The 20,114-nt window shown below is 58.8% G+C and carries 26 protein-coding genes and 5 pseudogenes; 12 read left to right on the top strand and 19 right to left on the bottom strand.

The annotated features are described in order from the left end of the window. The first annotated feature begins 108 nt into the window (after window positions 1-108). Window positions 109-846: a hypothetical protein gene (locus GKE73_RS09665; RefSeq protein ID WP_230369893.1), complete on the top strand. Its 738-nt coding sequence runs from the start codon at window positions 109-111 to the stop codon at window positions 844-846. 138 nt (window positions 847-984) lie between these two features. Then, window positions 985-1,515, top strand: a complete 531-nt coding sequence (locus tag GKE73_RS09660) for an RBBP9/YdeN family alpha/beta hydrolase (RefSeq protein ID WP_376767325.1) — start codon at window positions 985-987, stop codon at window positions 1,513-1,515. A 145-nt stretch (window positions 1,516-1,660) separates the two neighbouring features. Here GKE73_RS09660 and GKE73_RS09650 read toward each other — a convergent pair whose 3' ends face one another. Beyond that, entirely contained in the window at window positions 1,661-1,978 is a 318-nt protein-coding gene (locus tag GKE73_RS09650; protein WP_230369891.1) for a hypothetical protein, read from the bottom strand. Here GKE73_RS09650 and GKE73_RS09645 point away from each other — a divergent pair. The 7 genes and pseudogenes from GKE73_RS09645 (at window position 1,950) to GKE73_RS09615 (ending at window position 5,803) form a co-directional block, all read left to right on the top strand. Continuing rightward, window positions 1,950-2,243, top strand: a complete 294-nt coding sequence (locus GKE73_RS09645) for a DUF2059 domain-containing protein (RefSeq protein ID WP_312854554.1) — start codon at window positions 1,950-1,952, stop codon at window positions 2,241-2,243. The two genes, GKE73_RS09650 and GKE73_RS09645, sit on opposite strands and share 29 nt — an antisense overlap. A 270-nt stretch (window positions 2,244-2,513) precedes the next feature. Continuing rightward, window positions 2,514-3,190 (top strand): annotated as a pseudogene (locus tag GKE73_RS26520) (methionine ABC transporter ATP-binding protein); the annotation flags it as partial. A gap of 45 nt (window positions 3,191-3,235) precedes the next feature. Next, window positions 3,236-3,472 (top strand): NIL domain-containing protein, encoded by a 237-nt coding sequence (locus GKE73_RS26515; protein WP_230371453.1) that lies wholly within the window; start codon window positions 3,236-3,238, stop codon window positions 3,470-3,472. Beyond that, window positions 3,469-4,146 carry a methionine ABC transporter permease gene (locus GKE73_RS09630; protein ID WP_230369890.1) on the top strand — a complete coding sequence of 226 codons (678 nt, stop codon included), beginning with the start codon at window positions 3,469-3,471 and terminating at the stop codon, window positions 4,144-4,146. Before GKE73_RS26515 ends, GKE73_RS09630 begins: the two co-directional genes overlap by 4 nt. 92 nt (window positions 4,147-4,238) lie before the next feature. Beyond that, a complete protein-coding gene (locus GKE73_RS09625; protein ID WP_230369889.1) occupies window positions 4,239-5,024 on the top strand; it encodes a MetQ/NlpA family ABC transporter substrate-binding protein in 786 nt (261 codons plus the stop codon). A gap of 192 nt (window positions 5,025-5,216) precedes the next feature. Continuing rightward, the gene (locus tag GKE73_RS09620) at window positions 5,217-5,396 is read left to right on the top strand and encodes a hypothetical protein (RefSeq protein ID WP_230369888.1); all 180 of its coding nucleotides are present in this window, start codon (window positions 5,217-5,219) and stop codon (window positions 5,394-5,396) included. Between the two features lie 185 nt (window positions 5,397-5,581). Next, entirely contained in the window at window positions 5,582-5,803 is a 222-nt protein-coding gene (locus GKE73_RS09615; protein ID WP_230369887.1) for a hypothetical protein, read from the top strand. 54 nt (window positions 5,804-5,857) lie between these two features. On the opposite strand, the pseudogene GKE73_RS09610 reads toward GKE73_RS09615, so the two are convergent. After that, window positions 5,858-6,587: pseudogene (locus tag GKE73_RS09610) on the bottom strand (16S rRNA (uracil(1498)-N(3))-methyltransferase). 209 nt (window positions 6,588-6,796) lie between these two features. Between GKE73_RS09610 and GKE73_RS09605 the strand changes: the two are divergent. Beyond that, a pseudogene (locus GKE73_RS09605) lies at window positions 6,797-7,585 on the top strand (inositol monophosphatase family protein). A gap of 26 nt (window positions 7,586-7,611) precedes the next feature. On the opposite strand, the gene GKE73_RS09600 reads toward GKE73_RS09605, so the two are convergent. The 5 genes from GKE73_RS09600 to GKE73_RS09580 all read right to left on the bottom strand — a co-directional run bounded on the left by GKE73_RS09600 (window position 7,612) and on the right by GKE73_RS09580 (window position 9,881). Next, entirely contained in the window at window positions 7,612-7,722 is a 111-nt protein-coding gene (locus GKE73_RS09600) for a hypothetical protein (RefSeq protein ID WP_230369886.1), read from the bottom strand. An 11-nt stretch (window positions 7,723-7,733) separates the two neighbouring features. Then, on the bottom strand, window positions 7,734-8,252 hold the full coding sequence (locus GKE73_RS09595; protein ID WP_230369885.1) for an alanyl-tRNA editing protein: 519 nt from the start codon (window positions 8,250-8,252) through the stop codon (window positions 7,734-7,736). 107 nt (window positions 8,253-8,359) lie between these two features. Further along, on the bottom strand, window positions 8,360-8,842 hold the full coding sequence (locus GKE73_RS09590) for an EamA family transporter (protein ID WP_230369884.1): 483 nt from the start codon (window positions 8,840-8,842) through the stop codon (window positions 8,360-8,362). Continuing rightward, window positions 8,823-9,227, bottom strand: coding sequence for an EamA family transporter (locus tag GKE73_RS09585; protein WP_230369883.1), 405 nt, complete (start codon window positions 9,225-9,227; stop codon window positions 8,823-8,825). Before GKE73_RS09585 ends, GKE73_RS09590 begins: the two co-directional genes overlap by 20 nt. Window positions 9,228-9,668: 441 nt before the next feature. Next, window positions 9,669-9,881: a hypothetical protein gene (locus GKE73_RS09580; protein WP_230369882.1), complete on the bottom strand. Its 213-nt coding sequence runs from the start codon at window positions 9,879-9,881 to the stop codon at window positions 9,669-9,671. 215 nt (window positions 9,882-10,096) lie between these two features. On the opposite strand from GKE73_RS09580, the gene GKE73_RS09575 reads away from it, so the two are divergent. Next, window positions 10,097-10,522: a GNAT family N-acetyltransferase gene (locus tag GKE73_RS09575; RefSeq protein ID WP_280954863.1), complete on the top strand. Its 426-nt coding sequence runs from the start codon at window positions 10,097-10,099 to the stop codon at window positions 10,520-10,522. Between the two features lie 120 nt (window positions 10,523-10,642). Here the strand turns inward: GKE73_RS09575 and pyrI are convergent. Together pyrI and pyrB are read right to left on the bottom strand one after the other, a co-directional pair. Next, window positions 10,643-11,100, bottom strand: a pseudogene (gene pyrI, locus GKE73_RS09570) (aspartate carbamoyltransferase regulatory subunit). Between the two features lie 79 nt (window positions 11,101-11,179). Beyond that, the gene (gene pyrB, locus GKE73_RS09565) at window positions 11,180-12,100 is read right to left on the bottom strand and encodes an aspartate carbamoyltransferase (protein ID WP_230369881.1); all 921 of its coding nucleotides are present in this window, start codon (window positions 12,098-12,100) and stop codon (window positions 11,180-11,182) included. A gap of 445 nt (window positions 12,101-12,545) precedes the next feature. Here pyrB and GKE73_RS09560 point away from each other — a divergent pair, with 445 nt between their 5' ends. Continuing rightward, window positions 12,546-13,979, top strand: coding sequence for a cyclic di-GMP phosphodiesterase (locus tag GKE73_RS09560; RefSeq protein WP_230369880.1), 1,434 nt, complete (start codon window positions 12,546-12,548; stop codon window positions 13,977-13,979). 39 nt (window positions 13,980-14,018) lie between these two features. Here the strand turns inward: GKE73_RS09560 and GKE73_RS23155 are convergent. The 10 genes and pseudogenes from GKE73_RS23155 to GKE73_RS09525 form a co-directional block, all read right to left on the bottom strand. After that, window positions 14,019-14,192 (bottom strand): annotated as a pseudogene (locus GKE73_RS23155) (Sir2 family NAD-dependent protein deacetylase); the annotation flags it as partial. After that, the gene (locus GKE73_RS23150; RefSeq protein ID WP_280954862.1) at window positions 14,131-14,547 is read right to left on the bottom strand and encodes an SIR2 family NAD-dependent protein deacylase; all 417 of its coding nucleotides are present in this window, start codon (window positions 14,545-14,547) and stop codon (window positions 14,131-14,133) included. The pseudogene GKE73_RS23155 and the gene GKE73_RS23150, both read right to left, overlap by 62 nt. A gap of 80 nt (window positions 14,548-14,627) precedes the next feature. Continuing rightward, complete coding sequence (locus GKE73_RS09550; protein ID WP_230369879.1) at window positions 14,628-14,978, bottom strand: nucleotide pyrophosphohydrolase; 351 nt, start codon at window positions 14,976-14,978, stop codon at window positions 14,628-14,630. An 88-nt stretch (window positions 14,979-15,066) separates the two neighbouring features. After that, a complete protein-coding gene (locus GKE73_RS09545; RefSeq protein ID WP_230369878.1) occupies window positions 15,067-15,339 on the bottom strand; it encodes a VF530 family protein in 273 nt (90 codons plus the stop codon). 412 nt (window positions 15,340-15,751) lie between these two features. Continuing rightward, window positions 15,752-16,729, bottom strand: a complete 978-nt coding sequence (locus tag GKE73_RS26510; RefSeq protein ID WP_230369877.1) for an HD-GYP domain-containing protein — start codon at window positions 16,727-16,729, stop codon at window positions 15,752-15,754. Next, window positions 16,717-16,839 (bottom strand): hypothetical protein, encoded by a 123-nt coding sequence (locus GKE73_RS23145; RefSeq protein ID WP_280954861.1) that lies wholly within the window; start codon window positions 16,837-16,839, stop codon window positions 16,717-16,719. The genes GKE73_RS26510 and GKE73_RS23145 overlap by 13 nt, the downstream gene beginning before the upstream one ends. 29 nt (window positions 16,840-16,868) lie before the next feature. Then, the gene (locus GKE73_RS09535; RefSeq protein WP_230369876.1) at window positions 16,869-17,369 is read right to left on the bottom strand and encodes an HD-GYP domain-containing protein; all 501 of its coding nucleotides are present in this window, start codon (window positions 17,367-17,369) and stop codon (window positions 16,869-16,871) included. Between the two features lie 156 nt (window positions 17,370-17,525). After that, window positions 17,526-17,993 carry a DMT family transporter gene (locus GKE73_RS09530; protein WP_230369875.1) on the bottom strand — a complete coding sequence of 156 codons (468 nt, stop codon included), beginning with the start codon at window positions 17,991-17,993 and terminating at the stop codon, window positions 17,526-17,528. A 17-nt stretch (window positions 17,994-18,010) separates the two neighbouring features. Then, window positions 18,011-18,373 (bottom strand): hypothetical protein, encoded by a 363-nt coding sequence (locus GKE73_RS24725; protein ID WP_312854415.1) that lies wholly within the window; start codon window positions 18,371-18,373, stop codon window positions 18,011-18,013. A 33-nt stretch (window positions 18,374-18,406) separates the two neighbouring features. Further along, complete coding sequence (locus GKE73_RS09525) at window positions 18,407-20,032, bottom strand: peptidase U32 family protein (RefSeq protein ID WP_312854414.1); 1,626 nt, start codon at window positions 20,030-20,032, stop codon at window positions 18,407-18,409. Window positions 20,033-20,114: the final 82 nt, after the last annotated feature.

Genomic DNA, 20,114 nt, shown 5'->3' with positions numbered 1-20,114 from the left:
GGCAGCGTAAACCGGCGCAAGCAGGCCGATAACTTGCATAAGGGCCAGCACCACAACCGGCTCACCCTGCGTACGGTTGTCATTTATCGGAATCTGAAAGGAGCCAGCATGAGCATTTCCGCAATCAACAGCAATGCGCTCTACACCAGCGCGCTGTCATCCAGCAGCACCCAGTCGACCACCAGCAGCGGTCAGGTCGCCAAGCAACACCACAAAGGCGGTGGCGACGGCGATTTCATGCAAAGCCTGCAACAGGCGTTCAGCGACATGGGGATTTCCATCAGCCTGCAACCGCCCAGCGGCAGCAGTAGTAGCAGTGCCAGTGGCGACATGCCTCCACCGCCGCCGGGTGGCGATCAGGATGGCGACTCTGACACCAGCACCAGCAGCACGGACAGCAGCAGTAACCCGATGCAGGCATTGAGCACGCTGATGCACGACCTGTTCAGCGCCATCAAGAACCAGTCGGGCAGCAGTTCCAGTGACAGTGATGGCGACAATGACAGCAGCACCACCGCCACCAGCGGCACCTCTGCCACCTCGCCCTACGCCAGCATGACCAGCGGCCTGCAACAGCTGATCAGCGAGCTGGGTAGCGCGTCCTCGTCGTCGGACAACAGTTCCGGTGGCAGCAACTCGTCCAGCTCCGGCAACAGCAATCTGAGTACGCTGCAATCGGACTTCTCCAACCTGCTCAGTTCCTTGCAGGCGGCCAATGGCGGCAACAGCAGCACTAGCAGTTCGGCCAACTTGCAAACCTTCCTCGGCAACTTGCTGAACAACCTGCAAAGCCATTCCGGATCGGCCACTTCGGCCGTGGGCAATGTGGTCAGCACCTATTCCTGATGGGCCGGGCAAGCGCCGGTTGCCGGAGTGATCTGGCAACCGGATTTTTATTTACGGAATAACAAAACAACTTAATATTATTTTTTAGAATAACAAAGCCGGTTTATAGTGCGTCCATCAACAGGCGGAGCACAACCCATGGCACAGATCGATTTCGGGGTGGATTTCATTATCCAGCCGGGCTGGAAAAATTCCGGCCCCCAGCATTGGCAAAGTCACTGGCAACAGCTGTTGGGTGCCATCCGCGTCGAGCACGACAATTGGGAGCAGCCGCAACTGGACACCGGCTGGCGGCGCTGGACCGGGCACTGGATCAGGCCCGCCGCCCGGCCATTGTCATCGCCCATAGCACTGGGCTGCATCACGGTGGCGCACCACGCAGCACGCCACCCCGGCCGTATCGCCGGAGCGCTGCTGGTAGCGCCTGCCGACGTGGAACGCGCCTTTGCCCCGCGCGAGCTGATGAGCTTTGCCCCGGTGCCCCGCCCGGCGCTGCCTTTTCCCACCCGCCTGATCGCCAGCACCAATGACCCGTTTTGCAAAGCCTCGCGCAGCGCACGGCTGGCTTTCTACTGGCAAAGCCCGCTCAACTGGCTGCAACAGGCCACATCAATGTCGATTCCGGCCACAGCCAGTGGGAAGACGGGCTATCCCACCTGCACGCCTTGAGCGCCCGGGTCACCAGCCGGGCCGCGTGCGCTGCCTGAATCCCGGCCTCTGCGCCGCGCCGGTTTCGGCCAACCTTGCCGACCGCACGGGAACCTTGCTTATCCTTGCTCGTCCCATAGTCTTTGACCACATGGCCGCGCTGGTGTCACACTCCCTGACCATGTGAAAAGCCATGACAAAAGGATTCCCCATGCTTAGCGCTCGCACCTTCAAACTGGCCCTCAGTGCCGCCGCCCTGACCTTGCCGATGCTGGCCCACGCCGATGCCGCGCAGGATGCCATCATCAAGGAACTGGTAGAAATCGCCCATCTGGACAGCCTGCTGCCGTCGCTGGTGCAACAAACCTCCGGTTCGGCCGTGCCGCTGCTGCAGGAATATTTTGTGAAGAACAAGATTTCCCTGTCGGCCGAGCAACAGAAAAAAGTCCAGAAGCCTGAAGCCGTACGTCGAACGCCAACGCAAGCTGGCTTCCGACTACTTTGCCTCCGCCGCCGCCAAACAGCAGTTCCAGAGCGCCATCAACAAGGCGTACAGCAGCCAGTTCAGCACCGACGAACTCAAGCAGATCGTGGCCTTCTACAAAACCAGCGCCGGTCAGAAGCTGATGAAACAGCAAGCCAAGATCGTCAACGGCGTTGCCACCGAGATGCTGAAATCGGCCGACAAATCGCTGCTGCCGAAAATGCAGGCTGCCGCGGTCGAATACGGCAAGAGCGCAAGAAAGTAAGCGCGTCCCCCGCCTCGTTTCCCCGCAACGGCCCGTCAGGGCCGTTTTTCATGACGGCCACCCGGCAAATTCCCGCTGCTACGCTCACCCTCCCGCCCGCCTCACATATTCGATTTGTTCATAAAAAAACTAATTTATATTGTTTTTTGTAGATAGATACCTCGACTAGACTGTGGCCATCTTGTCACCCTGCCGGTAAGGCAGACGATATCCATGATCGACGTTGAAGCACTACACAAACATTATCAGGTGGATGGCCGCCCACCTTAGGCGCTGCATGACATCAACCTGTCGATAGCCAAAGGCGAGATCTTTGGCATCATCGGCCGTTCTGGCGCAAGCAAAAGCACCCTGATCCGCTGCCTCAACCTGCTGGAGCGGCCCAGCTCTGGCCGGTGCGGATTGACGGTCAGGACATCACCCGGCTGGACGGCAAAGCCTTGCAGCAGCGCCGCCAACGCATCGGCATGGTGTTCCAGCATTTCAATCTGCTCAAATCCCGCACCGTGGTAAGCAATGTGCGCTTCCCGCTGGAGCTGGCTAAGCCATGACGAGGCGGCTTAAGCATCGACGCACGGGTCAGCGAACTGCTTGAACTGGTTGGCCTGAGTGAACAGCGCAACAGTTATCCGGCGCAGCTTTCCGGTGGACAAAAACAACGCGTCGGCATTGCCCGCGCGCTGGCCAATCGCCCGGATGTGCTGTTGAGCGACGAAGCCACCTCGGCCCTCGACCCGGAAACCACGGATTCAATATTGGCGCTGTTGGCCGACATCAATCGTCAGCTGGGCCTGACCATCGTGCTGATCACCCACGACATGCGCGTCATCCGCCAACTGTGCGACCGGGTGGCGGTGCTCAATCAGGGCCGTATCGTGGAACAGGGCCGCGTGCTGGACGTGTTCCTTCACCCACAGCACGAGGTCACCCGCAGCCTGTTGGCCGAAACCGGCCTGTATCAGGAGCAAACGCGCCAGTCCCGGCAACAGCGCGTGGGCGTGCCGCTGATCAAGCTGACCTTCGTCGGTCAACCGGCGCTGCAACCGGTGCTGGACAAGGTAGGCCGTGAGTTTGGCCTGCGCGTCAATCTGGTAAACGGCACGCTGTCGGAAATCAAGGGCACGCCGTTCGGCCAACTGGTGGCGGGCGTGATTGCCTCCACCACGCCGTTGAGCCATTTGCCCGACATCTTTGCGCGCGAAGGCGTGCAATGCGAGGTGCTGTCATGAGTGCGCTGTCCCTGTCGCAACTGCTCACGGTGGACTGGCTGGAAATCGGCCGGGCCGGGCTCGACACTCTCACCATGCTGGGGGCTTCGCTGCTGTTTACCATCGCCTTCGGCCTACCGCTTGGCGTGGTGCTGTATCTCACCTCGCCTCGGCAGATCTGGGCGCGGCCACGGTTGTATGCCGTGCTGTCGTTCGCCGTGAACATCTGCCGTTCCTTGCCGTTCGTCATCTTGCTGATCGTGCTGATTCCGCTGACGCTCAAGCTGGTGGGCACCTCGATTGGCGTCGCCGGTTCCATTCCGCCGCTGGTGGCCGGTGCCTCGCCGTTCTTCGCCCGGCTGGTGGAAAACGTCCTGCGCGAAGTGGACAAGGGCGTGATCGAAGCCAGCCAGTCGATGGGCGCCAGCCTGCGACAAGTTGTCCTGCGCGTGCTGTTGCCGGAAGCCCTGCCCGGGCTGATTGCCGCGGCAACCGTCACCTGTGTGACGCTGGTGTCCTACACCGCCATGTCCGGCGTGATTGGCGGCGGCGGTCTGGGCGACCTGGCCGTGCGCTACGGTTACCAGCGTTTTCAGACCGAAGTGATGATTGTCACCGTGCTGTTGCTACTGGTGCTGGTACAGCTGATCCAGACGCTGGGCGACCGCTTGGTCCGGCAGTTTCAGCGTCACTGACCGCAAGATAAACCGTTCCGTTTTGTAGTGATTTTGCCCGGCCATTTGGCCGCATGACCGTGTCCATTCGCTCTCCCACAAGGAAACCCATCATGAAACACATCGCCAAACTTGCTGCGATCGCCGCATTGGTTAGCAGCGCCCTGACTCTGGCCCAACCGGTAAAACTGACCGTGGCCGCCACGCCGATTCCGCAAGCCGAATTGCTCGAAGCGCTCAAACCGACACTGGCCAAACAAGGTGTGGAACTGGACGTGAAAGTGTTCAACGATTACGTGCAACCCAACCTGCAAGTGGAAGAAAAGCATCTGGACGCCAACTACTTCCAGCACATTCCCTATCTGGAAAAATTCAACAAGGACCGTGGCACGCATCTGGTCAGCGCCAGTAAACCGGTGCATATCGAACCGTTTGGCGCCTATTCCGGCAAGGTAAAAAAACTGGCCGATCTGCCACAGGGCGCCACGGTGGCAATTCCCAATGATCCGACCAATGCCGGGCGCGCACTGCTGCTACTGGATCAAGGCGGCGTGATCAAGCTGAAAAACCGCAGCAACATCTATCCCACGCTGAAAGACATTGCCGCCAACCCGAAACACATCAAGATCAAGGAACTGAAAGCCGCCACGTTGCCGCGCGTGCTCAATCAGGTTGATCTGGCGCTGATCAACGCCAACTACGCGCTGGAAGCCAAACTCAACCCGAAACGCGATGCGCTGCTGGTCGAAACCACCTCGCCCTATGCCAACCTGCTGGTGGCCCGCCCGGATAACAAAAACAGCGACGCCGTGAAGAAACTGGCCACGGCGCTTACCAGCCCGGAAGCGAAGAAGTTCATCGAGACCCACTACAAAGGCGCCGTCGTTCCGGCATTCTGATCGACAGCGCCGCAACCACGGCGACGCCGCCGTCATGCTGACCACCGCCCCGGCCTGTTTCACGTGGAACAGGCCGGGGTTTTGTCATGAATATTCTCCACCCCGTCGCGGGCACGCCAGTCGTCTTGACCTTGCCAAGCGGTAACTTGGTATACTGGAACAGCACTTCACCAGCCGTGGATACCGCAGTTAATGGCCAGACCCGAACAGATTTCCCGCTATCTTCCCGTTACCTTCCCCAATGGCATCAAGGTTCGACGCTTCGGCAAACATTGCCCGCATTGCCATGCCATGGTCGGGGCCGAAAGCATGCTGGGCAGCGCTCACCTGCTGCAAGATCGCCTGTATCTGCACGCCGAAGCCACCTGTTAAGCACTGCCACACGCGTTTCCCCATCGCCTGCGTGATTACGCCGGACAAACACGTGCACCGCGTGCTGTTGCCCGCCTCGGCTGTTCCGCCTGTGGCTCAAGCTGGCCACCCGCCATCAGCCGCAGCCGATACTGCACGATGAATGGGAAGAAACCGACAATACCCCGGCGCACAAGGGGGTCATCGTGGAAGACAGCAGTCAGGTCACGCTGTCGGACGACATCCTCGGCCGTTTTCAGGACCTGCCGATCAATGCCCGGGTGGAATATCAGGGCCAGCGTTTTGTCTTTGAGCGCGCCATGCCGCCCAGCGGGCAGTGGCCGCTGAGTGAAAGCCAGTTGCTGCTGGCGGGCCGGTTGATCTATCAGCAGGAAAAAGACCCGCTGGATCAAGCCAGCGCCAGCTAAACCGCCTGTTGCACATCCGCCCGGGTTGGCCGAAAACGGTCAACCCGGTTCTGTTCAGGCGGAATAATCCCCCCATACCGTTTGTATCGCCGCTACCGCTGCCAGCGCGGCGGTTTCCGTGCGCAAGATGCGCGGGCCGAGCTTGAGCGGTGTCCAGCCAGCAGCGAGCGCCTGTTGCTCCTCGCGCGCGGAGAAACCGCCCTCCGGCCCGGCCATCAGCCAGGGCGCGTGACGGCGCGGCGGAAATATCCGCCAGCCGCTGCGTGCCCAGCGGCGACAGGATCAGATGCGCTTCGGCTGCTGGTAACTGGCGCAGCCATTCGGCCAACGTCATGATCGGCCGCACTTGCGGCAAGGTATTGCGCCCGCACTGCTCGCAGGCGGAGATGACGATTTCCTGCCAGCGTGCCACGCGCTTGTCCGCCCGCTCGCCGGACAGCTTGACGATGGAACGCTCCGAAGTCAGTGGCTGAAACACGCTCACGCCCATCTCCACGCCTTTTTGCAGCGTGAATTCCATCTTGTCGCCCGCCGAAATGGCCTGTGCCAGCCCCAGCCACACCGGCGATTCGCGCGACACCGCATCAAAGCGCTCCACCACGCAATGCGCCGCCCGTTTCATCACGCCAGTCAGCGTGCAGGCGTACTCGCCACCTTGGCCGTTAAACAGCGTGATCGCGTCGCCTTCATTCAGGCGCAGCACCTGAACATGGCGCACCAGCGCATCGGGCAACGCCAGTGTCTGGCCGAGGGTTAACCCCTCTTCATAGAAAAACCTTGGCATGACGTATTGAAAGTCCGTGTTGATGGCGGTATTTTGCTTTGTTTACGGTTGTCACAACAACCCATCCTTGCGTGGCGCGCGCTTTCCGGCCCGCCGCGCGACGCAAACCGGTCACGGCCCTGTATCCTGGGTCGCCGGTTTACCCGCACAAACACACCCCGCACGCCCTACCAGGGCACATGACAATTAGCAGGAGACACGGGATGCAGGTGGTCGAACAGGTGATCCAGACAGTGCGCCATGTGGCACGCACTGAGGTCATGCCACGCTTTTTGCGTGTAGGCAAAAACCGCAAGGACGATGGCACCCTGTTTACTGAAGCCGACCTCGCCTGCCAGCAAGCGTTGATCGACGCGTTGCCGGAAATCCTGCCGCACCCGGTGCTGGGCGAGGAAATGAGCCAGGAGCTGCAGGAAACCCTGTGGCAGCAGCATCAGGACGGGCTGTGGGTAGTGGACCCGATCGATGGCACCACCAACTTCGTCAACGGTTTGCCGTTTTTTGCCATTTCCGTCGCGCTGATGGTCAATGGCATCAGCGAACTGGGGGTGATCTACAACCCGGTGGCCAACGAGATGTTTTACGCCCGCCGCGGCCACGGCGCGTTCATGAACGGTATACCGCTGCCGCTCAAGAGCATTTCCAACAGCATGGGCGACGCCGTCGCCAGCGTGGAAGTGAAGTATCTGCGCTCCGGCAAGCTGGCCGCGCGCATCAACAGCGTGGCGCCGTGCGGAAGCCAGCGCAACATGGGTTCCAGCACGCTCGACTGGTGCTTTCTGGCGGCTAAGCCGCTATGACCTGTACCTGCATGGCGGCCAGCGTCTGTGGGATTACGCCGTAGCAGCGCGGTGATTCTGGAAGAAGCCGGTGGCCAGATCGCCAGCCTCAACACCGATGCCTACTGGGAAGACCAGCCGTGGAAACGCTCGGCCATTGCCGCGCTCAATCCGGAGCTGTTCAGCCAATGGCTGCGCTGGGTACGCGCCAACCAGTAACCAGCGGGTTTTCGGCCAACCTTTGACTAGGCCAGCAGAATCTCTACCCGCTCCTTGCCTTTGCCCACGTTCTTGCGCTTGAGCTGTAGCGTGCCAACTTCGCCCGTGCGGCGCAGATGGGTACCGCCACACGGCACGCGGCTGTAGCTTAAGCCACTTCCCAATAGCGCCGCTGCTGGAGCGGGTCAGAAAAGGCGCTGATGATGGGTAAATCGGCATCGATGATGGCTTGTACCTGTTGGCTAATTGCAGCCAGATGCGGGGTTATCGGCTCTGCCAGCGCAAAGTCGATGCGCGCCTTGTCCTCGGCAATGTGCGCGCCCAGTTTTTCCACCCCGGGGAAATCGCGATAAATGGTTTCCAGCGTCAATTCCGCGGCAAAGTGCAGGCGCATCAAGCGGTAACGCCGTGGCCAGTCGATCACCACCTCCACCTGTTCGCCCGGTTGCAAACCATGTTCCGGCGGCAAGCTATAGGCAATATCCAGCCCGGTCTTTTCCGCCAGCAACACCGGTTGTCCGGCGATAGTGCCGTGATCGCTTTCCTGACCACCGGAAAACGCATAGAAAATGGTGGCCGCCAGCCACACACGGTCAGCCTCCACCCGCGCAATGGTCGTCATCAGGCGAGTCTGATAGGGGTCATCCCAGAACACTTTGTGCGTCATCGTTTACTCCTTTTCGGCCAACCTGCCACAGGGTACGCCTGAGCGTCAGCCATGAAAAACGGCAGGCCGATGGCAGCCTGCCGTCTAACATCCTGCCCGCCACGCGCTTACGCCGCCAGCCGCCGTCCTTGCCACAACCGGCACAAACCGGCCCCGGAATACACCAGCAAACCCGCCCAGATCAAACCAAACCCTACCAGCCGCGCGCCACCAAACGGTTCGTGATACAACGCCACCCCGAGCAACAGCTGCATGCTGGGCGACAGATACTGGATCACCCCCATGGTTGCCAAAGTCAGGCGCCGCGCCCCGGCGGCAAACCACAGCAAAGGCACCGCCGTAACCACCCCCGCGCCCACCAGCAGCGCATCCACGCTACGGCTGATGTGGCCCGGGCTGCCAACGCCTTGCCAATGGAACCACAGCAAGGCGGCCAGCGCCAACGGCAGCATCAGGAAGGTTTCCAGCGTCAGCCCTTCCAGCGCCCCTAGCGGCGCCTGTTTGCGCAACAGCCCATAAAAACCGAACGACAACGCCAACAACAACGCCACCCACGGCAATCCACCAAGATTAACAGTCAGCCAGAGCACGCTTAAGACAGGCTAGCCCCACCGCCAGCGCCTGCGGGCGATTCAGGCGCTCGGCCAGAAACAACCGCCCCAGCAGAACATTGACCAGCGGATTGATGAAGTAGCCCGGGCTAGCCTCCACCACCTTGCCCTGATTCACCGCCCAAATATAAATCCCCCAGTTAAGCGTCAGCGTGGCCGACGACAACGCAAACAGCGCCACATTGCGCGGTTGTTGCACCAGCCGAAACAGCCAGCGCCAGTGCTGTTTGTAGAGCAGCACCAGCGTGACAAACAGTGCCGACCAGACAATGCGATGACAGAGGATTTGCAGCGCGGGCACCGCATGCAGCGGCTTCCAGTACAGCGGGAACAAGCCCCGGTGAAATAGGCACCAATGGCGCACAACACGCCAACCGTGGTTTCCGAATGCGCGGAGGAAGGGGAAGACATACACAGCCGATATTTGAGGTGAATCAGGCAAGCAGCTTAGCCTGTTCACCGCCGGGAAAAAACCATGATGACGCAACAGGTTGTTCCCGCAGCCAAACAATCGGCAAGGCCAACGCATCAAACTATCGCCGCGCAAGCCCACGTCTAACGACATGTCAGCAGCGACGCGTAATACAGCAACCAGCGGGTCAAGATGCCATCGCCCGCCAGAACATCATCTACCTTGCCAACAGGTTGGCCGAATGGCCAGTCTCCCGCTTTAGCCAGCGAACAGTAGGTATACCAGCAACAACCCGGCTCCGCCGCCGGGTCCAGCCGCCCTGTTTTTGTGCGCCCAAACCATTTTGCGCCCCAGAGCGGGCCTGCCAGAGCAGAAATCAGGCCAACATCAGGCTCAGGCGGCGTGCCTCGTCCAGCGCATCGTCCACCCCGGCGCATTCATCCTGCCACACCCAGACGCCATGCACGGCATCCGGGTTTCCACCAGCCAGATGCGGCCGCCACTGCCCAGCGCCACCTGACGGGCACGTGCCGGACGTTTATAGTTGAACATGACGATATCGCTCGTTTTAGGCTGTTCCTTGTGGGAACGAGAAAAGAGCTTCATGACTAACCTCCGATTTAGCGGTGTCGATTCCCTTACCTTACAGCAAGTGTCATGCCAAGCGTATTGGGCAAAACCGCACAGTCTTTGACAGCGGCAAAAGCAGCGGCTTAGCATGGCACCATCAAGTTCCACCACTTAAGGACCGTACCATGCTGATACGCGAGGCCGGCTGGAAGATCTGCTAGACCATTCTGGATATCTACAATGAAGTCATCATGACGTCATCCGCCGTGTATTGCGACAACCCGGTTTCGCTGGATGACCGCCGCCAGTGGTTTGAATCCCGCCAGACGCAGGGTTATCCGGTACTGGTGGCCGAAGACGACGGCGAAGTCATCGGCTTTGCCAGTTTTGGCGATTTCCGCAGCTATCCGGGGTTCCGCTACACCGTGGAACACAGCGTCCATCTGGCACCGCAGGCACGCGGCAAGGGCATCGGTACGGAACTGGTCAAGGCGCTGCTGCCGCTGGCGCGCCAATTGGGCAAGCACGTGATGATTGCCGCCGTGGACGGTGCCAATCAGGGCTCGATCCGTTTTCACCAACGGTTGGGGTTTGTCGAAACGGCTCGCATGCCGCAAGTGGGCAAGAAATTTGGCCGCTGGCTGGATATGGTACTGCTGCAAATCCAGCTGGACTGACGCCATCCCGGCGCCAGAATGGAAAACGCCGCGACCCTTGCCGCGGCGTTTCCTTTTTTTGATGTCGCTGTCGAGCGCAGCGTATAACGAGCTTGATGTTTCTCTGTTCCTCTGTACGACTTAGCGCACGTCGACAACAATATCCTTACTGAACGACTTTTCGCAATACTTGCATTTCATTTTTGTGTCGTTTTGCTGTGATTTAACGTAAAAAAAGCTGTTTACCGGCTCATTGTGCGAGATGCAATTGGAGTTGGGGCAGGCAAAAATACCCTCAATGCTTTCCGGCATTTCCAGTTTGTGCTTCTTCACCACCTCGAAATTCTCGATCACGTTCACCGTCGCCTTGGGGGCAAACAGCGCCAGTTCATTGGCCTGATCTTCGGTCAGGGCAATGTTTTCCACCTTGATGATGTCCTTGGCCCCCATGTGGCGGCTGGACAGGTTCAGCCCCACGGTCACGCGTTCGCCGGTTTCGGTCAACTTGAACAGATGCAAGATGCGCAGCCCCGGCCAGCCGGGATATGGTCGATGACGGTGCCCTGTTTCAGAGCCTCAACGGTACGGGTGTATTCCATGATGATTCCTTTACTTGCGCAGCGTGACGGCGCTCTGGCCATCACGTGACTAATGACGATTACTGGCAGACGGCGGCGCTCAGACCGTTTCGTTCAACACCAGCGACAGCAAGGCCTGACGGGCAAACACACCGTTCTTGGCCTGCTCGAAGTAATAGGCATGCGCCGTGGCATCCACGTCCGTCTCGATTTCATCCACGCGCGGCAGCGGGTGCATGATCTTCATGTTGGGGCGCGCGTGTTTCAGCATCTCAGCCTTGAGCACGAACTGGCCCTGAATCTTCTTGAACTCGGCTTCGTCAAAGCGTTCGCGCTGCACCCGCGTCATGTAGAGGATATCCACCTGCGGAATCACCTCTTCCAGCGTGTCCACCACGGTATAGCTGATGCCGCGCTCATCCAGTTCTTCGCAGATGTATTCCGGCATTGCCAGTTGCTCCGGCGAGACAAAATACAGTTTCACGTTGAACAGCGACAACGCCTGCGCCAGCGAGTGCACGGTGCGGCCGTATTTCAGATCGCCAACAAACGCCAGCGTCAGGTTTTCCAGCGTGCCCTGTGTTTCGCTGATAGTGAACAGATCAAGCAAGGTTTGCGACGGGTGCTGGTTGGAGCCATCGCCGCCATTGATCACCGGTACGGCGGAGAATTCGCTGGCCAGCCGCGCCGCGCCTTCCTTGGGGTGGCGCATCACCACCGCGTCAGTGTAGGAGCTGACGATACGAATGGTATCGGCCAGAGTTTCGCCCTTCTTGGCCGAGGTATTGGCGCCATCGGCAAAACCGATAACGCGGCCGCCCGGGCGCTGTACCGCGGTTTCAAACGACAGCCGGGTACGCGTGGATGGTTCAAAGAAGCAGCTGGCGATCAGCTTGTCCTGCAGCAGATCCTGCCGCGGCTGCCGCTTGAGTTTCCCTGCCGTTTCCACGACAAGCTCCAGTTCTTCACGCGTGAAGTCCGGGATGGAAATGATGTGTTTCCGGTAAAGGGAATTGGCCATGATCGCGCTTCCTTGCTGTATTCGGCTGTTTGGTACTGGTACAAAAAAAGGCCCCTGCGGGATCAGGAGCCTGTTTTTGTCAACACGTGGGGCCGGAAAGAGGCTGACGGCAGCAATACTCCAAGCTGCCCAGACGGGCAATGCGGGAATCCGCCAGAGATACCATGCGCTGCATGCTTGTGCCTGCTTTCCGAACAAAATCGTTAAATTTTAATCCCAAACCGGCCTGCTTGATAAGGCCCCGTGTCGCTTTTTAATGGATCACTTTGCCATTTTTTGTAGTCCATCCACCCTGCCCGGCAAGGTTGGCCGAATAGCCCTATTCCATGTGTTTATTATTTGTTTTCAATGATTTGATGATAACTGTCGGCGTAATTATGTATATTGCTCAATCTATTTTTTGTTAAAATAAAAATATCCTTACCGCCACACATAACCATAACGCATGATCAAGTGTATTAACGTTTCCGACCTTCGCCCCGGTATGTTCATCCACGACCTCAATTGCGACTGGATGTCCCACCCGTTCTTGCTCAAGCGCTTTCTGATCAAGGACGAGGCAGAAATCGAGAAAATCACCGACTCCGGCATTCACGAAGTCTATATCGATACCGGCAAAGGTATGGACGTTGCCCATGCGCCGACGGTAACGGAAGTCAAACGCCAGCTGGAAGAAGAAATCCGCGAATTTGCCCAGCATGAATCCGCGCTGGTACGCAAAGTGGAAGCCGCCGAAGAATTTGACCGCGCGCGGCAGATCCATCAGGAAGCGCATCAGATCGTGCGCGGCATCATGCAGGATGTACGGCTGGGCAAACAGGTGCAGCTGGAACGGGTGGAGCCGTCGGTGGCGCGCATGACCGAATCCATCCTGCGCAACGGCGGTGCCTTGCTGTCGCTCTGCCGCATCAAGCACAAGGACGACTACACCTTTTTGCACTCGGTCAGCGTGGGTGCCTTGATGGTGAGTTTTTGCAATGCCATGGATATGGATGCACAAACCATTCATGAGGCAGGCATCGGTGGCATGTTGCACGACATTGGCAAGATGAAGATTCCCGACAGCGTGCTGAACAAGCCGGGCAAGCTCACCGATCAGGAATTTGCCGTGATGAAATGTCACGTGGTGGAGAGCAAGAAAATCCTGAGCGTAACCGAAGGCATCACCCAGATCGCCATCAACGTGGCGGCACAACACCATGAGCGCCACGATGGCAGCGGTTATCCACTGGGGCTAAAGGGCGATCAGATTTCCCAGCTGGGGCAGATGGCGGCGATTGTCGATGTCTACGATGCGCTCACCTCCGACCGCTGCTACCACAAGGGCATGGCGCCGACCGATGCGCTGCGCAAGATCTACGAATGGTCAAAGTTCCACTTCAACCCCACGCTGGTGCAAGCCTTCATGCGCAGCATTGGCATCTATCCGGTAGGAACGCTGGTGAAGCTGGAAAGCGGACGGCTGGGCGTGGTGATTGAACAGAACGACAACAACCTGATCGCCCCCAAGGTAAAGGTGTTTTTCAGTACCCGCAGCAATACGCACATCCCGCCGGAAGTGGTCGACCTGTCACGCGGCACTGGGCGCCAGCGGTGGCGACAAGATCGTGCGCCACGAATCGGCAGAAAAGTGGCAGATCGATCCGCTGCGCTTTCTGTAACGGATTTCCTCTATTCGGCCAACCTTGGGGTTGGCCGAAACTCATCCCAACGCCATCTGCTGTTGCAAGGCGCGGCAGGTTTCACCGATTCCGCCAGTAATCCGGACATCAAACAGATGATCCATGCGGGTCGTGGAAAAATTTACCAGTGCAGTCGCCACCCCGGCACGCGCCGCTTCCAGCGGAATCAGGTTGACCGGCGACACCTCCAGCGATGATCCCATCACCAGCAACACATCCGCGTCCACGGCGTGCACGAAGGCCTGTTCGATCATCGGCACTGATTCGCCGTACAGCACCACATCCGGCTTGAGAATGTCGTGGCAGTGGGTGCACTCCGGCAGCGCGTGATAATTGACGTAATCCAGATCATGCACCGCGCCACAAGACGGGCAACTGGCGGTGAGCAAGGTGCCATGCAGTTCCAGCACGTGGCGGCTGCTTAACACGATGATGCAGGCCGTCGATATTCTGCGTCAGCACGCTCACCCGCTTGTAAGCCTGCTCCAGCGCCGCAAGAAAATGATGGCCGTCATTGGGCAGGTAATCGCGCATCAGCTTGATACGGAAAATGTCCTTGAACGCCTGCCAGAACGCCTCCGGCTGCTCACGGAAATAATTGATCGACACCACATCGGCCAGACTGCGATCACGGCTCCACAAACCATCGGCCGAGCGGAAATCCGGAATACCCGACTCGGTACTCATCCCCGCACCGGTCAGCACGGCAATGTGTTCGGCATCGGCCAATAAGCGGCCCAGTTGTTGCAGCGTTTGCTCAGTCATACCACGTTCTCTCTTGCCCCAAGCATGATGTGATGACCCCCGCCCGTTTTGCTTAAGCAGCCGCATGGCAGGTTGCCGTTTCAAGTTTCTGCCTTCGCCACAGGCGCCGGGTACTTGATGGCATTTTTCACCAATTTGTCAGCCACCGCCTGATTGAGATCAACTTGCATGACACTCGCCAGCCGCACCAGATACAGCAATACGTCGGCGATTTCTTCCTGCAAGTGGGTATAACGCGCCGGATCATCCGCCAGACGCGCGGCCTCGTCATCGGTCAGCCACTGAAAGATTTCGGCCAACTCGCCCACTTCGCCAGTGAGTGCCAGCATCAGGTTGCGTGGCGTGTGAAAAGGCTGCCAGTCACGCTCGTCGGCAAACCGTTGCAAGGCCGCGATCAGCGCGTCGGCATCAATCAGACGGGGAGAATTCATGATAGCTACCGTGTCTTTATGCTCGGGCAATAGGAAAGTTGGCATGTTGGCTTAGGCGCAAGGTTTCCCCGGCCGGGCCATGCGTAAGTCAGCCTTGCGGCTTTTTGGCAAACAGGCGCGGACGGGTATCCGCCGCCGGTGACGGTCGCGCCACCATGTGCAGGTAAAGCGCTTCCACCTGTTGTCGCGCCCAGGGCGTGCGCCGCAAAAAGGTCAGGCTGGACTTGATGCTGGGATCAAACTGGAAACAACGAATCGTCACGCGCCGCCCCAACTCTTCCCAGCCATAACGCTCCACCAGCGCGTTCAGCATGTTTTCCAGCGTAACGCCATGGGTAGGATTATTGGCTTGGCTGCTCATGATCGGTCACATCAAAAAAGAATACGCGTAGTGTAGCCGATTCGTCCCCGGCCGCGCCGCTATCCGGCGGCGCCATCCCGCCTTCACACTCATAAACATTTTTCGGCGGTTTAAAATACTTGGTTGACATTTATTGTCTAAAGTGAAGTTGTCGTCATCCACTCAAGGAACAAATCCCATGAAAACATTGAAAATGTTGTTGATCGGTAGTCTGCTCGTTAAGCACGGCAACGGCTGCGTTTGCCGTAGACGCTAACTGTCCGATCGGGCCGATGGGGGAACAGGGATGGCATGCCGAACGCGGCTGGCAGCGCATGGACCCGGCCAAACGCGACGCCTTTATTGCCCAACGCCAAAAGGTCCTGCATGACAAGCTGAAAATCCAGCCAAAACAGGAAGCGGCCCGGAAAGCCTACACCGAAAGCATGAAACCGGGCCAAATGATGCCGCCGCTTAAGCGAACCCGGCCGCCAAGGCTCCGGAACGCATGGAACAGCAAATCAAGCTGATGGGCGCTCATCAGGAAGCCATGCAAAAACATCTGGAAGCCTTCAAGACGTTTTACAACCAACTGACGCCGGAACAGCAAAAGATCATGGATAGCGATGCAGCCCGCATGGCTGGCCCGCGTGGCCGCATGGGACGTCAATTCCCGAATCAACCGACAAAATAAGCCTTGGCCTCTGGTTGCGGTGTAGCCCCCAACCGCACCAGAGACAATCAAAAACGGCAGCGTGATCGCTGCCGTTTTTTTGTGCCAACAGGCCAAGCTGACGATCAGCCCGCCAGGCTGGCCAATGGCTGATACACAGGCTGGGCCACCTGCATCGCCTCGTCCAGATGTTGTTCCAGCACGGCCACGATGTCGGCATCCACCTTGCCATTGGCTACCATGGCATTCATGAATTCGGTCACCGCCGCCGCCGACAGCCCCTGACGATAGGGCCGGTTTTGTACCATGGCACTGGAAGATGTCGGAAACGCGCAAAATGCGCGCCTCCAGCGGCAGAGTTTCGCCATGCAGATGGAACGGATAACCGGTGCCGCCCGGCTCTTCATGGTGGTAGGCCGCCCACGGGGCGATCTCTTCAAAACCCTTGATGTTGCGCAGAATCTGGAAGGTTTCAAAACTGTGGGTATTGATCACCCAGCGTTCGTTTGGGTCGAGTTTGGCCGGTTTGTCCAGAATCTCGTCCGGGACACGCAGCTTGCCCAGATCATGTAGCAGGCTTACAAATTTCCAGTTTGTCGCAATTCTCCGGCTGACGCCCATGCGTTCGGCCAGAAAGCGCGCCAGTTGCGAGACGCCAAGCGAATGCTGCGCCGTGAACGGGCTCTTGGCATCGACAATGCGCGAAAAGATTTCGGCCAACTGTTTCAACTCGGACATGCTGGCCGGTACGGCTGGCCACGCGACAGGAAGTCTTGCAGATAGCCTTGCAGTGCCCGTGGTTCCAGTCGCAGCCAGAAGGCCTCGGACGCGGATGCCTGCCAAAACACCTCGACCAGCTCTGGCGAGAAATAACTGCTTAAGCATATTGGCGGATGGAATGACGAATATCTTCGCTGTGTTGCAGCAAGGTGTTGTTGCTGTAATACGGCGCCGCCAGCGCATCGACGCGGTCGACCAGATAAATCTGGTTGGCGAGACGGGCAACGCTGTCATCCACGCCATCGCGCAACAAATGTTCCCAGCGCGTGTGGTGGTAATGCACCGGCAAGCCCATGCGCGCCAATGGCGCAAAGGTGCTGAGCAAGGCACCGCCAATACGGGCGTGCAGCTGTGAACCGTCCCAATCGAACTCGCCCACCAACTTGCTGTGCGTTTGGGTATTCGAGACACCGATGTCGTGCAGCATGCCGAGGTCAAACAGGAAAATCTGCTCCGCTTCGGCCAACCCTTGTACCTTGGCGCACTCCGCCGCCATGATGCCGACGCGCTTGCCGTGCGAAACGTCGTCCACCCCCACCAGATCCAGAGCGTCGGACAAGGCATAAATGACGTGGCGTAAATCCGCTTGTATGTTCATAGTCCACCTCCGAGACAGCGCACTGGGGTTAACCCCTTGATTAAGCGTCCGGTTCCATCAGGTGGTAACCGTACGTTGACGGCCCGTCGGGCCGGATGACCATCACCCGAACAGCATAATCACAAACAACCAAACTCCATAGCAGAAAAATCAGCGTCAGCGGCTGGCAAACCACTTGTCGCCAAAATTCACCAGCAGCACGCCAAGCACCATCAGCACCGCCCCGGCCAGCCGCCAGCCATTGACCTCGCGCAGCACCGCGCCCAGCCAGCCATAACGGTCAAACAGGAGCGACATGCAAATCTGCCCGGCAATGATCAGCGACATCATGGTCGCCAGCCCCAGCCGGGGAGCCAGCAAGGTGGTACCAAACACAAACAGCGCGCCCATCACCCCGCCCAGCAGCATCCAGCTTTCCACTCGCGGCAAGTTGGCCATGCCGTGCCACTTTTGCCCGGTGAGCAGCGCAATCAGCGCCAAGGTCAGGCTGCCCACCGTAAACGACACCAGCGCCGCCATCAGCGCACTGCCGCCAATCACGGGTTTGAGCTGGTTATTGATAGCGGCCTGCATCGGTAGAACCAGACCAATGGTCAGCGCCAGTAAGGCAGAAAGCACATTCATGATGATTGTTCTCGTCGTCAAGCACACGGATTGGCGGTTTCACGTGAAACAGCCGCCAGCATTATTGCGGGCGCTGCTTGAAAAAAGTCAGCGGGGCGGTATAGGGCAATTCGCTGGGCGGCGGCGATTTGAGAACGTGTTTTTTCATCTTGCCCATCACGTGCATCTCGCACGGCTAAGCATTCAAACTTCAGCGTATAGGTTTCGTTACCGGACTTGAGCGTCATCGGGTCGGCGCGTACCTGCCCCATTACCCCCTTCACCCCCTTGGCCTGCTTGGGGCACAGGTTGAAGGAAAAGCGCAGACAGTGCTTGGTGATCATCAATGACACCTCGCCCTCTTCCTCGTGCGCTTCATAGGCCGCATCGATTACTTCCACGCCATGGCGGCGGTAGAACTGCCGGCCAGCGAATTATAGACATTGGCGAGATAACTCAGTGTCTTCTCCGGATAAGCCACCGGTGGCTGCACCTCCGCCTTGCGTGCTTAAGCCGGGCCCAAGCGGCAACGCGTACTTCTTCCAACTTGGCCACCGCCTCGCGGCGCAGCGCGTTGATGAGCGATGCCTTAAGACAAACCAAGGCTGGGACAGGTTCAAGGTCACGTCATGCGCCACAAACATGGTATTGCCCAGTTTCGCCAGATTGTCGCGCAGGCCCGCCGCCGCACGCTCGGCTTCCCGGGCTGGCTGCAATTCCAGCACACAGCTGGCGCTGGCGCTCAGGCCATCTTCATCCGTCATGGTCAGCGTCAGCCCGTCGGCGGATTCATCCAGCGTCAACCAGACGCCAACGCGGCGCTCAGCCGATTTTTTCAGCAGCGCCAATTCCCGGGCGTGATCGCGGTTGCGGCTGATGTCAGTTCCCGGTTTCAGGCCAAGCAGCACCGTCGGATCATTCGGCACCACGCGCCAAATATCGCCGTCATCCGTTCGGCCAACCTTTTGCACGGTATTGGCCTGCACGCCCACCACTTCACGCTTGCGCATGAAATTGATGCCATCGCCATTGCTCATGCTGTCGCGCGTAACGATCTCCAGCCAGTCCGGCCCCACGCGGTGCACCTGCCCCAGCGCCAGACCAACAAACTTGGGCGAATCAAAGGCGCCGATATCGCCCTTGCGGCCGGTGGCAAAATAATCGGTTGCCCCGCGATGGAAGGTTTTGTCCGGGTCGGGCGCAAAGAAGATTTCACTGCTGCCACTGGACGCACGCGCCAGTTCTGGCCGCCGCTCGATAATTTCATCCAGCAGCAGGCGGTAATGGGCAGTGATGTTTTTGACGTAGGACACGTCCTTGTAGCGCCCCTCGATCTTGAGCGAGCGCACTCCGGCATCCAGCAACGCTTCCAGATTGGCGCTCTGGTTGTTGTCCTTCATCGACAGCAGATGCTTGTCGAACGCCACCACCCCGCCGTGCTGATCAGTCAGCGTATACGGCAGACGACACGCCTGTGAGCAATCACCACGGTTGGCGCTGCGTCCGGTTTCGGCATGGCTGATGAAACACTGGCCGGAAAACGCCACGCACAGGGCGCCGTGGATGAAGTATTCGATCGTGGTGTCATCCCCCACCGCCTCGGCCAGCGTGCGGATTTGCGGGATGGTCAGCTCGCGCGCCAGCACCAGCTGGGAAAAACCGGAATCAGCCAGAAACCGCGCCTTTTCCACCGTGCGAATGTCGCATTGGGTGGAGGCGTGCAACTGCAAAGGCGGCAGATCCATTTCCAGAATGCCCAAATCCTGCACGATCAGGGCATCGACACCGGCGTCGTACAACTGCCAGATCAACTTGCGCGCCGGTTCCAGTTCGGAATCATGCAAAATGGTATTCAGCGTGGCAAAAATGCGCGCGTGGTAACGGTGGGCAAAGCGGGTCAGCTCGGCAATCTCCTGCACACTGTTGCACGCATTATGCCGCGCGCCAAAACTGGGGCCGCCGATATACACGGCATCGGCGCCGTGCAAAATGGCTTCACGCCCGATTTCTACGGTTTTGGCGGGGGATAACAGTTCAACTTGATGCGGCATGAGACTCATGACAATCCTTGGCTAACGCTCTGACTCGGGTGGGGACGAAAGTATAGCGCGGAATCAGTCACTTAACGGCAGCAAAACCGGG

The organism is Paludibacterium denitrificans (genome assembly GCF_009707705.1).
Lineage (GTDB): Bacteria > Pseudomonadota > Gammaproteobacteria > Burkholderiales > Chromobacteriaceae > Paludibacterium_A > Paludibacterium_A denitrificans.
The sequence above is the reverse complement of the archived record's forward strand: the minus strand, read 5'-3'. Positions and strand labels throughout refer to the sequence as shown.

What these genes read in the sequence shown, in the direction of transcription:
- GKE73_RS26510 (WP_230369877.1), bottom strand. Translation starts at nt 16,729, where the DNA reads ATGTCCGAGTTGAAACAGTTGGCCGAAATCTTTTCGCGCATTGTCGAT.
- GKE73_RS09665 (WP_230369893.1), top strand. Translation starts at nt 109, where the DNA reads ATGAGCATTTCCGCAATCAACAGCAATGCGCTCTACACCAGCGCGCTG.
- GKE73_RS09660 (WP_376767325.1), top strand. Translation starts at nt 985, where the DNA reads ATGGCACAGATCGATTTCGGGGTGGATTTCATTATCCAGCCGGGCTGG.
- GKE73_RS09595 (WP_230369885.1), bottom strand. Translation starts at nt 8,252, where the DNA reads ATGACGCACAAAGTGTTCTGGGATGACCCCTATCAGACTCGCCTGATG.
- GKE73_RS09535 (WP_230369876.1), bottom strand. Translation starts at nt 17,369, where the DNA reads ATGAACATACAAGCGGATTTACGCCACGTCATTTATGCCTTGTCCGAC.
- GKE73_RS09580 (WP_230369882.1), bottom strand. Translation starts at nt 9,881, where the DNA reads ATGAAGCTCTTTTCTCGTTCCCACAAGGAACAGCCTAAAACGAGCGAT.
- GKE73_RS09550 (WP_230369879.1), bottom strand. Translation starts at nt 14,978, where the DNA reads ATGAATTCTCCCCGTCTGATTGATGCCGACGCGCTGATCGCGGCCTTG.
- GKE73_RS09575 (WP_280954863.1), top strand. Translation starts at nt 10,097, where the DNA reads ATGACGTCATCCGCCGTGTATTGCGACAACCCGGTTTCGCTGGATGAC.
- GKE73_RS09625 (WP_230369889.1), top strand. Translation starts at nt 4,239, where the DNA reads ATGAAACACATCGCCAAACTTGCTGCGATCGCCGCATTGGTTAGCAGC.
- GKE73_RS23150 (WP_280954862.1), bottom strand. Translation starts at nt 14,547, where the DNA reads ATGACTGAGCAAACGCTGCAACAACTGGGCCGCTTATTGGCCGATGCC.
- pyrB (WP_230369881.1), bottom strand. Translation starts at nt 12,100, where the DNA reads ATGGCCAATTCCCTTTACCGGAAACACATCATTTCCATCCCGGACTTC.
- GKE73_RS09630 (WP_230369890.1), top strand. Translation starts at nt 3,469, where the DNA reads ATGAGTGCGCTGTCCCTGTCGCAACTGCTCACGGTGGACTGGCTGGAA.
- GKE73_RS09620 (WP_230369888.1), top strand. Translation starts at nt 5,217, where the DNA reads ATGGCCAGACCCGAACAGATTTCCCGCTATCTTCCCGTTACCTTCCCC.
- GKE73_RS09560 (WP_230369880.1), top strand. Translation starts at nt 12,546, where the DNA reads ATGATCAAGTGTATTAACGTTTCCGACCTTCGCCCCGGTATGTTCATC.
- GKE73_RS09530 (WP_230369875.1), bottom strand. Translation starts at nt 17,993, where the DNA reads ATGAATGTGCTTTCTGCCTTACTGGCGCTGACCATTGGTCTGGTTCTA.
- GKE73_RS09525 (WP_312854414.1), bottom strand. Translation starts at nt 20,032, where the DNA reads ATGAGTCTCATGCCGCATCAAGTTGAACTGTTATCCCCCGCCAAAACC.
- GKE73_RS09545 (WP_230369878.1), bottom strand. Translation starts at nt 15,339, where the DNA reads ATGAGCAGCCAAGCCAATAATCCTACCCATGGCGTTACGCTGGAAAAC.